This window comes from Pseudoxanthomonas beigongshangi (genome assembly GCF_016820515.1).
Lineage (GTDB): Bacteria > Pseudomonadota > Gammaproteobacteria > Xanthomonadales > Xanthomonadaceae > Pseudoxanthomonas_A > Pseudoxanthomonas_A beigongshangi.
Genome location: NZ_JADHDV010000009.1, coordinates 18,101 through 29,994, shown reverse-complemented (window position 1 = coordinate 29,994; position 11,894 = coordinate 18,101). Strand labels below are relative to the sequence as shown.

Sequence of the window (11,894 nt, the reverse complement as noted above, 5' to 3'; positions counted from 1 at the left end):
CCGCTCCGCGCAACGGACGCATCGGCCTGTGCGCGCGGTCGCAGTCGTGTTCGCCCCGCTTGCCGAATACTGGCGACGATTCCGGGGAAACCAGCCACCACGATGACACGCCGAGCCTTCACGGTCCGTCCGACCGCGTTCCGTACCCGTACCCCACTGGCATTGCGGCGAGGCCGCGGGTCGCCCCCCGCGGAACCGGCGAGCTCCGCACCATCCGCCGAATCGCAGCGGGCCGCCGTGCGCGAACGCCATCGGCGCCTGTACGGCCTGCGCGGCGGTGAACGCGGTACGCTCGCCGGCGCTCCGGAGCGCGAATCCGCGACGGGTGGCCAGGTCGCCCAGGACATGAGCGAACCGCGCCTGCTGACCCTGCCGGCGCCGCCGTTCGCGGTGAGGATGCTGAACCGGCTCAGCTATGGCGCCACCGCGACCACCGTGGCCGAGTTCAACGCACTGGGCGACAACGATCGCCAGCGTCTGGCCAACTACGTCGACTGGCAACTGGACTGGGAGGCCATCGACGATGGCGCGGTGGAGAACCGGCTCGCCGCCGCGGGCTACACCACCCTGGGCAAGTCGCTGGCGCAGCTGTGGGCGGATCATGTGGCCGCCGATCCCGACTATGCCATCCGCATGCGGCCGGCCAACGAGGTGCAGCGCGCGGCCTTCGTGCGCGCGGTGCATTCGCGTCGCCAGCTGCGTGAACTGGTGGTCAACTTCTGGCACGACCATTTCAACGTGCTGGTCACCGAATTCAGCGCCGGCCCGCTGTTCCCGCATTACACCCGCGACGTGATCCGCGCGCATGCCAAGGGCAATTTCCGTGCCCTGCTGGAAGCCGTCGCCACCAGCACCTCGATGCTGTACTTCCTGGACAACATCAACAACTCGCGCTCCGGTCCCAACGAGAACTGGGCACGCGAACTGCTGGAACTGCACACGCTGGGCGCCGAGAACTACCTGGGTTTCACCGATCCTTTCGAGGTGCCGCCCTGCCCGGAGGATCCGTCCTATCCGATCGGCTACACGGACATCGACGTGTACGAAACCGCCGCGGCCTTCACCGGCTGGTCGGCGAAGAATGGGCACTGGGAGTTTCCCGCCGAGAACGACGGCACCTTCGTCTACCGGCAGTCCTGGCACGACGCCGGGCCGAAGTTCCTGCTGGGGCGGATGCTGTACCCGGAGCAGCCGGCGATGAAGGACGGGCGCGACGTGCTGGATCGCCTGGCCAGCCATCCGCGGGTGGCGAAGTTCATCTGCCGCAAGCTGATCCGGCGCTTCGTCACCGACACGCCGCGACAGGCGCTGGTCGACAGCGCCGCCGCGCTGTTCCGGGCCAACTGGCAACGCCCGGATCAGATCGAAATCGTGCTGCGCCACATCCTCAACTCCGATGACTTCATCAACGGCTGGGGCTGGAAGAATCGCCGCCCGTTCGAGGCCACCGTGGCGGCGATGCGCGCCCTGGGCCACGACTGGACCTTGCGGCTCGATCACGAGAAGAGCGACGAATTCATGTGGCGGATGGGGTTCACCGGCCACCTGCCCTACAACTGGGCCGCACCCAACGGCTATCCGGACACCGGTCTGGCCTGGTCCGGCGCCAACTCGCTGGCGATGACCTGGAAGCTGCTCAACTGGCTGACCGAGACCAGCGACGGTGGAGTGCCACTGAGTCCGATCCTGGCCGCCACGCGCGCCGGCGTGCCGGCGGCGCAATGGACCGCCAATACGTTGGTGACGTTCTGGTGCAACCGCCTGCTGGGTTACCAGCCCGAGGCGGCGCGCCGACAGACGCTGGTCGGCTTCATGGCGCAGAACGGTGATCCGGCCAGCTACGTGATCACCGACACCGATGCCTGGGCGGTGAACGATCTGAAGCGCCACTACAACCATCAGCGCCTGCGCAGCCTGGTCTCGCTGATCCTGATGTCCCCCGAATTCATGGCCCGCTGAGGTGACCGCATGAGCCGATTCACCCTGACCCGCCGTGAATTCGTGAAGGGCTGCTGCGGCGCCGCCGTGGTTGGCGCCGCCGGTTCGATCCTGGCGTTCTCCGAGGACGCCAGCGCGGCCACCAACGCCTACGACACCGTGGTGCACCTGTTCCTGCGCGGCGGCATGGACGGCCTGAACCTGGTCGTGCCGATCAGCGGCGACGACCGCACGTTCTACGAACAGGCGCGGCCGGACCTGTCGATTCCGATCAGCGGCACCTACGCCGCGTTGCCGCTGACCCTGGCCGGCGGCGCCGCCACCGGCTTCGGCCTGCATCCTTCCGCAACCGGCCTGCGCGATCTCTGGAACAGCGGCCACCTGGGCATCGTGCACGCCGCCGGCATGGCCACCTCGGTCACCCGCAGCCATTTCGATGCGCAGTTGTCGATCGATCTCGGCACGCCGGGCAAGTTCGGCACCGGCAGCGGTTGGATGACGCGCGCCTGGGACAGCCGTCCCGCCGGCACGCCGGCGGCGGCCCTGCCCGCGCTGGGCATCGGCACCACCCAGCCGGCCGGACTGCTCGCCTCCACCGCCGCGCTGACCCTGGGCAGTGCGTCGGACTTCCGGCTCAATGCGGGCGCCTACGCCTGGCAGGAACGCCGCCCCGATTCGCCGACCGGTTTTCGCGGCGTCAACGAGACCCTGGCCGATTTGTGGAGCGGTCGCACCGGCCTGCAGCTGAGCGGCCAGCGCGCCGACGCGTCGCTGCGCCTGATCGCCCAGCAGAGCTATGGCTCCCTGCCGGCTGGCTGGCCGACCGGCAACTTCGCGCAACAGCTGTGGACCATCGCCCAGTCAATCCGCTTCAACCTCGGCCTGCGCTACGCCACCCTCGACCTGGGCGGCTGGGATACCCACGAGGGCCAGGGCACCGCCGGCAGTGGCTACCACTACTACCAGAACAAGATCGCCGAACTCTCCTCGGCGTTGCAGGCGTTCTTCAACGAACTCGACGCCGGTGGCGAGATGGCGCGGGTCACGGTGGTCGTGCAGTCCGAGTTCGGCCGCCGGGTGCGCGCGAACGCCAATGGCGGCACCGATCACGGCTACGGCAATCCATTGCTGGTGCTCGGTGGACCGGTCAACGGCCGCCGCTTCTACGGCAGTTGGCCGGGACTCAATCCGGAAACCCTGTCACCCACCTTTGGCGACGTGCCGGTGACCACCGACTATCGGCGGGTGATATCCGAAATCCTGATCCGGCGGATGGGCAACGCCAATCTGTCGCAGGTATTCCCCGGCTACGGCGGCTACGCGCCGCTGGGCATCGTCCAGGGCAGCGACCTGGCGGTCAGCGCGATGGCGATGCAGGCGGCCCCGCGCCCGGCGCCCCTGGCGGACACCCTCGCCGTCGCCGCCGACAACGTATCCGTACCCACGCCGGATTGGCAGCGGCGTGGCCGGGTCGACCGTTTCCTCACCCGCCGCGAACGCTGACGCCCACCCGCATCGGATCAGCAGCGCGGCCGTCCCCTCGTTTGCATCACGCCATTGGCGATGACGGACATCGGCCCGTCATCGCCGCGCTTGGGCGTTCGCGACCTGTCCGGCGCTCAGGCCTTGGCCGCGTGCCAGGCCTTGAGCAGCTCGGTTTCCTTGTCGCGGCTGATGCCCGCGCGCAGTTTGGCCTGGCGCTCGGCCGGTTGGCTGCGGAACCAGGCCATCAGGTCGGTGATGGTGTTGGTCAGCGGGCGATAGGTCAGGCCGGCGGCCACCGCGCGCGCGTTGCTGACCGCGCCATAGCCGGCATACGGGCCGCTCTTGGCGGACACCCAGATCGGAAGTTCCTCGACCTTCTGCGCTTCCAGGAATTCCGGCGTCACGTGGGTGTAGGTGGGATTGCCACCGGTCGCCGACTGGCAGGCCTGCAGCATCGCGTCCATCGGCAGCAATTCCTTCGGGCCGACCGCGTTGAACACGCCATAGGTGCGCGCCTCGGCCAGCCGGATCATCCATTCGCCCAAATCGCGGCCATCGATGACCTGCACCGGATCCTTGCCATCGCCGGGGACCAGCACCTCGCCGCCCTGGGCGACGCGATGCGGCCAATAGGTGAAGCGGTCGGTCTCGTCGCGCGGGCCGACGATGTAGCCCGGGCGCACGATGGTCACCCGTTCGCCGAACTGCTTGTGCGCCTCGGCTTCGCTGAGCGCCTTGAGCGGGCCGTACAGGCCCTCGATATCGGCGCGCAGCGATTCCTGGGTCTCGGCCATCGCATCCTTGCCCTTGTACTGCGCCAGCGCGTCGGTTTCGCTGATGCCGGGCTTGCTGCCGTCGGCGTACACCGAGATCGTCGAGATGAAGAGATAGTGGCCGACATTGCCCTTCAGCACCTTGCCGGCGTCACGGACCCAGAACGGCAGGCTGGTCGGGTTGTCGATGCAGACATCCCATTTGCGACCTTCCAGCGCCTTCAGGTCGCCGGTATTGCGGTCGCCGTGCAGTTGTTCCACCTCGCCCGGCCATTCCGGCGAGGGGCGCTTGCCGCGATTGAACAGGGTGACCTTGTGGCCGCGCTCCAGCGCGTAGGCGACCTGGAACGGACCGGTGAAACCGGTGCCGCCGAGAATGAGGATGTTCAGCGGCTTGGCGGCCTTGCCGACCTTGCCGGATTGTTGGCCGGCGGCGGCCCAGGCCAGCGAAGGCATCGCGGCGGTGGCGGCGGCAAGCGCACTGAGTTTGAGCAGATCACGGCGGCTGGTCATGGATGGCTCCGGGGTGGTGGTATGGCCGGGGGAAGCCGCACTAATACCATCCGCCGCCGCCGCCGCGCCTATGGCGAAAGTCGGGGCTGGTTTGCCGCACCGCGCCATCACCGCCCGATCGGGGGTGCCGTGGCCGGGACCGGCCGGGCCACGGGCGAATCCCGCGCAAACAAAAAGCGGGCCGAAGCCCGCTTTCTGCTGTCCGTGAAAGGAAGGGACCGGTTTACTCGGCCGGCACGCCTTCGCCTTCCTCGACGGCCTTGATCGACAGGCGGATGCGGCCCTGCTTGTCGACTTCCAGCACCTTGACCTTGACCACGTCGCCTTCCTTCAGCTTGTCGCTGACCTTCTCCACGCGCTCGCTGGAGATCTGCGAGACGTGCACCAGGCCGTCCTTGCCCGGCAGGATGGTGACGAACGCACCGAAATCCATGATCTTGGCGACCTTGCCTTCGTAGATCCGGCCCGGCTCGACGTCCGAGGTGATCTGCTCGATGCGGGCCTTGGCGGCCTGGGCGGCGGCGGCATTGACCGAGGCGATGACGATGGTGCCGTCGTCCTGGATATCGATCTGGGTGCCGGTTTCCTTGGTGATGCCCTGGATGGTGGCACCGCCCTTGCCGATCACTTCGCGGATCTTGTCCGGATGGATCTTGATGGTCAGCAGGCGCGGGGCGTAGTCGCTCAGCTCGGCGCGCGGGCTGGTGATGGCCGAGGCCATCTCGCCAAGGATGTGCAGACGACCGGCCTTGGCCTGCTGCAGCGCCTGCTTCATGATCTCTTCGGTGATGCCCTCGATCTTGATGTCCATCTGCAGCGCGGACACGCCGTCGGCGGTACCGGCCACCTTGAAGTCCATGTCGCCCAGGTGATCTTCGTCACCCAGGATGTCCGACAGCACGACGAAGTTGTCGCCTTCCTTCACCAGGCCCATCGCGATGCCCGCGACCGGTGCCTTCACCGGCACGCCGGCATCCATCAGCGCCAGCGAGCTGCCGCAGACCGAGGCCATCGACGAGGAACCGTTGGATTCGGTGATTTCCGACACCACGCGGATGGTGTACGGGAACTCTTCCAGGGTCGGCATCACCGCCAGCACGCCGCGCTTGGCCAGGCGACCATGGCCGATTTCACGGCGCTTGGGCGCGCCGAAACGGCCGCACTCGCCCACCGAGAACGGAGGGAAGTTGTAGTGGAACAGGAAGTTTTCCTTGTACTCGCCGCTGACCGCGTCGATCACCTGGCCGTCGCGGGCGGTGCCGAGGGTGGCGACCACGATCGCCTGGGTCTCGCCACGGGTGAACAGCGAGGAGCCGTGGGTGCGCGGCAGCACGCTCACCTTGGAGCTGATCGGGCGGACGGTGTCCAGCGCGCGGCCGTCGATGCGGACCTTGGTGGCCAGCACGGAGTCGCGCATGGTGCGGTATTCCAGCTCGCCGAATTCCTTCGACAGCTCGGCGCCGCTCCAGCCTTCGGCCTCGGCGCGACCGGCCAGGCGCTCCACCACGTCCTTCTTGATCGCGGCGATGGCGTCGCGGCGCTGCAGCTTGTCACGCACCTGGAACGCATCGGCCAACTGGTTGCCGATGGCTTCCTTCAGCGCCGAGATCAGGGCGGTGTTCTTGGCCGGGGCAGTCCATTCGGACGGCTTGGTGCCGGCTTCGACGGTCAGCTCGTTGATCGCGTTGATGACCTTCTGCATCTCGCGATGGCCGAACATCACCGCGCCCAGCATCACGTCCTCGGACAGGATGGCGGCTTCGGATTCGACCATCAGCACCGCGTTGGCGGTACCGGCGACGACCAGCTCCAGCTGCGATTCCTTCAGCTCGCTGGTGGTCGGGTTGAGGATGTACTCGCCGTTCTTGTAGCCGACCTTGGCGGCGCCAATCGGGCCCATGAACGGGGTGCCGGCCAGGGCCAGCGCGGCGGAGGCGCCGATCAGCGCCGGGATGTCACCATCCACTTCCGGGTTCAGCGACATCACCGTGGCGATGATCTGGACCTCGTTCTTGTAATCCTCCGGGAACAGCGGACGGATCGGACGATCGATGAGGCGCGAGATCAACGTTTCCTTCTCGGTCGCACGGCCTTCGCGCTTGAAGAAGCCACCCGGGATGCGGCCGCCGGCGTAGAACTTTTCCTGGTAGTCGACCGTCAGCGGGAAGAAGTCCTGGCCTTCGCGGGCCGACTTGGCGGCGACGGCGGAGACCAGCAGTACGGTGTCGTCCATCTTCACGATGACGGCGCCGCTGGCCTGGCGGGCGATTTCGCCGGTTTCCAGGGTGACGGTGTGCTTGCCGTACTGGAAGGTTTTGGTGATTTTTGCCACGTGGTTTCCTTGAATATTGCCTGTTCGGATTCTGGGCCGCCCGCGGCCCTTGCCGCCGGCGGTTGGCCGGAGTGCCCGGCCGGTGTTCTGGGAGAAAAGCGACGTGCCCTATCGGCACTCAACCGGATTTCCTTCCCTCAAATGCAAACCGCGGCGCATTTCTGCGCCGCGGCGGGGTATTGCATCAACGACGCAGGCCGAGCTTTTCGATCAGGCTCTTGTAGCGCTCGTTGTCTTTCTTCTTCAGATAGTCGAGCAGGCTGCGGCGGCGGTTGACCAGCTGCAGCAGGCCGCGACGGCTGTGGTGATCCTTCTTGTGGACCTTGAAGTGGCCGCTGAGCTGCTCGATGCGGGCGGTCAGCAGGGCGACCTGCACTTCCGGCGAACCGGTGTCGGCAGCGCCGCGCTTGTTTTCTTCAATGATCTTCTGGGTATCGATGGACATGTGGTTTCTCTGGAGATGCGAAGCCTGCAGGAACGCCGGGAGATACCGGAGTAGACCGGTGCACCGCGTGGCTCGCCGTGAACGAAAGGAAATGCCGGACAAAACCGGCGGCGTAGTGTAGCCGCCGAGGCCTTTTGAAACAAGGTTTTAATGTTTGGGCCGCGCCGCCGACGGAGCATTGCGGACCGCCCAGCTGAACAGACGCTGGGGGACCAGCAGCCCCTCGCCGTCGACGCTGCCCAGGCCCAGCACACGTCCCTCGGGCCCGTGCACGGCCACCATTTCCGCCGGTTCACCCTGCCCGCGCAGGCGCTGGCCCATGCCGAAACGGCGCGCGCCGTCGGCGTCCAGGTCGCGCCGGGGGAATCCGGCCAGGCCGGCCTCGACCGGTAGCAGGGCGCCCAGCAGCGCCGCCTCCCCCGTCCCGGCCAGCGCATCCAGCGCCTCCAGGGTGTACATGCGCGGGGCCAGGAACGGCTCGACCCATAGCCGGCGCAGCTCGGCGACGTGGGCGCCGCAGCCCAGCGCCTCGCCCAGGTCGCGCACCAGGCTGCGCACATAGGTGCCGGAACCGCACTCGACCCGCAGCCGGATCCGGTCGCCTTCGGCGGCCAGCACCTCGATGGCGTGGACCTCGACCTCGCGCTCGGGCGCCTCGATGGCTTCGCCCCGGCGGGCCTTGGCGTACAACGGCTCGCCGCCCTGCTTGAGCGCCGAGTAGATGGGCGCGCGCTGGCGGATCGACCCGCGCAGCGGTGCCAGGGCGGTCTCCAGATCGGCGGGGGCCAGCGTCGGCACCGGCCGTTCGCGCAGGACCGCGCCGTCGGCGTCGTCAGTGTCGGTGGTCACGCCCAGCACCGCGGTGGTCTCGTAGGCCTTGCGCGAGCCCAGCAGCAGGCCGGCGATCTTGGTGGCCTCGCCGAAACACAGCGGCAGCAGTCCGGTGGCGAGCGGGTCCAGGCTGCCGGTGTGCCCGCCCTTCTCCGCGCGGAACAGGCGCCGCGCGGCCTGCAGGGCGGCGTTGGAGCTGAGGCCCTGCGGCTTGTCCAGCAGCAGCAGCCCATCCAGCGGACGGAAGCGAATCTTCGGGGGCATCCCTCTCCGGGTTCCTTTCAGAGTCATCGGGCACGGCCGGCGTCTGCATGGCGGCCGCGACGGCACGATGGTCGGCGGGGCCAGGCCCCCCAGTATCAACGAAAAATGGCGCCGGCGCGGTGCGCGCCGGGACCGGCCATCAGCCCTGCTCGCCGCCGGAACCGTGTTCCGGCAGGTCGCGCAGCAGCTGGTCGATGCGCTCGCCGCGATCCACCGAATCGTCGTAGTGGAAATGCAGTTCCGGCACGTGGCGCAGCTTGACCCGGCGGGCCAGCTCCATGCGCAGCTCGCGCGCCAGTTCACGCAACCCCTTGATCGCATCCGCCGAACGCTCCGGCAGCAACGCCGTCACGTAGACCTGCGCGTGCGCCATGTCGCGGGTGACCTCGACATCGGACACGCTCACCGACGGCAGCCCGTACTCGCGGACGGCCTCGTGCACCAGCGTGCCCAGCTCGCGGCGGAGCTGTGCGGAGATGCGGTCGGTACGGTGGAAGGATTTGCTGGGCATTGAGACGGGATCGGGGATTCGGGATTGGGGATTCGCAGGAGCAATTGGGGCGGATCGGGGAATCCGGGGAATGGTTTGACGAATCTCCAATCCCGAATCCCCAATCCCGGCGGACGCTTACAGCGTCCGCGCCACCTCGATGCGCTCGAAGCACTCGATCTGGTCGCCCGGCTTGATGTCGTTGTACGCCTTCACGCCGATGCCGCATTCGGTGCCGTTGCGGACTTCGTCCACGTTTTCCTTGAAGCGGCGCAGCGATTCCAGTTCGCCTTCGAAGATGACGGTGCTGTCGCGCAGCACGCGGATCGGCTTGTTGCGCTTGACCACGCCCTCCACGACCATGCAGCCGGCGACCGCGCCGAACTTGGAGCTGCGGAACACGTCGCGGACCTCGGCGGTGCCGATGATCTCTTCGCGGATTTCCTTGCCCAGCAGGCCCGAAGCCACCTGCTTCACCTGGTCGATCACGTCATAGATGATCGAGAAGTAGCGCAGGTCGACGCCGTTGGCCTCGATGATGCGGCGTGCGGACGCGTCGGCACGCACGTTGAAGCCGATGACCGTCGCCTTGGCGGTGACCGCGGCGTTGGCGTCGGATTCGGTGATGCCACCGACGCCGGCGGTGATCACGTTGATGCGGATCAGCTCGTTGGACAGGCCGACCAGCGACTGCTTCAGCGCTTCCACCGAACCCTGCACGTCGGCCTTGATCACCAGGTTCAGCACCTGCTGGCCTTCGCCCTGGCCCATCTGCGCCAGGATGTCCTCCATGCGGTTGCCGGCCTGCTTGACCAGGCGCGATTCGCGGCGCTTGGCGTCGCGCTGCTGCGCCACGTCCTTGGCCAGGCGCTCGTCCTCGACCACCACGAAATCGTCGCCGGCGTCGGGCACGCCCGACAGGCCCAGCACCTGCACCGGAATCGACGGGCCGGCCGAGGCCGGCTGGCCGCCGGTCTCGTCGAACAGCGCGCGCACGCGGCCGTATTGGATGCCGCACACCAGGTAATCGCCCTTCTTCAGGGTGCCCTGCTGCACCAGCACCGTCGCGACCGGGCCGCGGCCCTTGTCCAGCGAGGATTCGATGACCACGCCGCTGGCGCGGCCGTCCTGCACGGCCTTCAGTTCGAGCACTTCGGCCTGCAGCGAAATCGCGTCCAGCAATTCGTCGATGCCCTGGCCGGTCTTGGCGGAAATCTCGACCATCTGGGTGTCGCCGCCGAAATCCTCGGCGACCACTTCCTCGGCCAGCAGTTCGTTCTTGACCCGCATCGGATCGGCGTCGGACTTGTCGATCTTGTTGACCGCGACGATCAGCGGCACCTTGGCCGCCTTGGCGTGCTGGATGGCTTCCTTGGTCTGCGGCATGACGCCGTCGTCGGCCGCCACCACCAGTACCACGATGTCGGTCAGCTTGGCGCCGCGGGCACGCATCGCGGTGAACGCGGCGTGGCCGGGGGTATCCAGGAAGCTGATGACGCCCTTCGGCGTTTCCACGTGGTATGCACCGATGTGCTGGGTGATGCCGCCGGCTTCGCCGGTGGCGACCTTGGTGCGGCGGATGTAGTCCAGCAGCGAGGTCTTGCCGTGGTCGACGTGGCCCATGATGGTGACCACCGGCGGACGCGAGACCTTGTCGCCCTGGTGCTCCTCGGTGTGGGCCAGCAGTTCGCTCTCGGCGTCGTTGCTCTCGGCGCGGATTGCCTTGTGGCCCAGTTCCTCGGTCACCAGCGCGGCGGTGTCGTGATCGATGGTCTGGGTGATGGTCGCCATCACGCCCATCTTGAACATCGCCTTCACCACGTCGCCGCCCTTCAGGGCCAGTTTCTGCGCCAGGTCGGCCACGGTGATGGTTTCACCGATGGCGACCTCGCGCACGACCGGCGCGGTCGGGCGCTCGAAGCCATGCGCGCCGCCGCCACCGCCACGGCTCTGTTCCATCTGCCGGCGCGGCTTGGGTTTGCCGCGCGAGGTGGTGCGGCGTGCGCGCTCGGCGGCGGACAGGTGCAGCTGGCCGGCGAAGCGGCTGGCCGCGTCGTCGTCCTCGATGCCGCTGACCATCGCGTGCGAGCCGCGGGTCTTGTGCTTGTTCGCCGCCGCGGCGGCGCCGTTGCGGTCGTCGACGCGCGGCGGATCCTTGCGCACCACCTGCTTGGGCACGTGGTGTCCACCGGCACGCGCGGGACGCTCCTCGCCGGAAGCTTCGCCGGCATTGGCGGCGTTGGCTTCGGCCTCGGCGCGCGCGACGGCTTCGGCGGCCGCGCGGGCGGCTTCCTCTTCCTTGCGCTTGCGCTCGAGTTCCTCGGCACGGCGACGATCGTCCTCGGCCAGGCGTTGCTGTTCCTGCAGGTTGCGCTGCTTGGATTCCTCCAGCTTGCGCAGGATCTCGGCGCGCTCGGGATTGGTCTCCGTCTGCGAGGTGGTCGCGACGACGGGCGCGTCGGCCTCGTTCGGCTTCACGTAGGTGCGCTTCTGGCGCACTTCCACGTTCACCGTGGTCTTGCTGCGGCCGGCGGCGACGGTCACTTCCTGCACCTTGCGGCGATTCAGGGTGATCTTCTTCGGCGCGGCGGTCTCGTCCGCCGGCTTCTCGGTCTTGCCGTGGGTACGGCGCAGGAAGCCGAGCAGCTTCATCTTCTCGGTGCTGGTCACGACCTGGTCGGGACCGCTGAACTTCATGCCGGCCTCGGCCAGCTGTTCCAGCAGTTTCTCGACCGGCGTATTGACCAGTTCAGCCAGCTTGCGGATGGTGGTTTGCTGCGACATTCGGATCCTAGTTTCTTTGTAGCGCCCCTCTGCCGTCAG

8 protein-coding genes are annotated in these 11,894 nt (G+C 67.7%); 2 read left to right on the top strand and 6 right to left on the bottom strand.

Features of this window, described 5'->3' with window-relative positions:
* The first annotated feature begins 237 nt into the window (after nt 1-237).
* Nucleotides 238-1,959 (top strand): DUF1800 domain-containing protein, encoded by a 1,722-nt coding sequence (locus IQ458_RS08425; protein WP_203322513.1) that lies wholly within the window; start codon nt 238-240, stop codon nt 1,957-1,959.
* Between the two features lie 9 nt (nt 1,960-1,968).
* A complete protein-coding gene (locus IQ458_RS08420; RefSeq protein WP_203322592.1) occupies nt 1,969-3,441 on the top strand; it encodes a DUF1501 domain-containing protein in 1,473 nt (490 codons plus the stop codon).
* A 116-nt stretch (nt 3,442-3,557) separates the two neighbouring features.
* On the opposite strand, the gene IQ458_RS08415 is transcribed toward IQ458_RS08420, so the two are convergent.
* The 6 genes from IQ458_RS08415 to infB all read right to left on the bottom strand — a co-directional run bounded on the left by IQ458_RS08415 (nt 3,558) and on the right by infB (nt 11,855).
* A complete protein-coding gene (locus IQ458_RS08415) occupies nt 3,558-4,709 on the bottom strand; it encodes an NAD-dependent epimerase/dehydratase family protein (protein WP_192197626.1) in 1,152 nt (383 codons plus the stop codon).
* A 223-nt stretch (nt 4,710-4,932) separates the two neighbouring features.
* A complete protein-coding gene (gene pnp / locus IQ458_RS08410; protein WP_183642313.1) occupies nt 4,933-7,041 on the bottom strand; it encodes a polyribonucleotide nucleotidyltransferase in 2,109 nt (702 codons plus the stop codon).
* 184 nt (nt 7,042-7,225) lie between these two features.
* Nucleotides 7,226-7,486 (bottom strand): 30S ribosomal protein S15, encoded by a 261-nt coding sequence (rpsO, locus tag IQ458_RS08405; RefSeq protein ID WP_183642316.1) that lies wholly within the window; start codon nt 7,484-7,486, stop codon nt 7,226-7,228.
* A gap of 147 nt (nt 7,487-7,633) precedes the next feature.
* On the bottom strand, nt 7,634-8,581 hold the full coding sequence (truB, locus tag IQ458_RS08400; protein WP_203322512.1) for a tRNA pseudouridine(55) synthase TruB: 948 nt from the start codon (nt 8,579-8,581) through the stop codon (nt 7,634-7,636).
* A 139-nt stretch (nt 8,582-8,720) separates the two neighbouring features.
* Nucleotides 8,721-9,092 (bottom strand): 30S ribosome-binding factor RbfA, encoded by a 372-nt coding sequence (rbfA, locus tag IQ458_RS08395; RefSeq protein ID WP_203322511.1) that lies wholly within the window; start codon nt 9,090-9,092, stop codon nt 8,721-8,723.
* A gap of 117 nt (nt 9,093-9,209) precedes the next feature.
* A complete protein-coding gene (gene infB / locus IQ458_RS08390) occupies nt 9,210-11,855 on the bottom strand; it encodes a translation initiation factor IF-2 (RefSeq protein ID WP_183642325.1) in 2,646 nt (881 codons plus the stop codon).
* Nucleotides 11,856-11,894 lie beyond the last annotated feature (39 nt).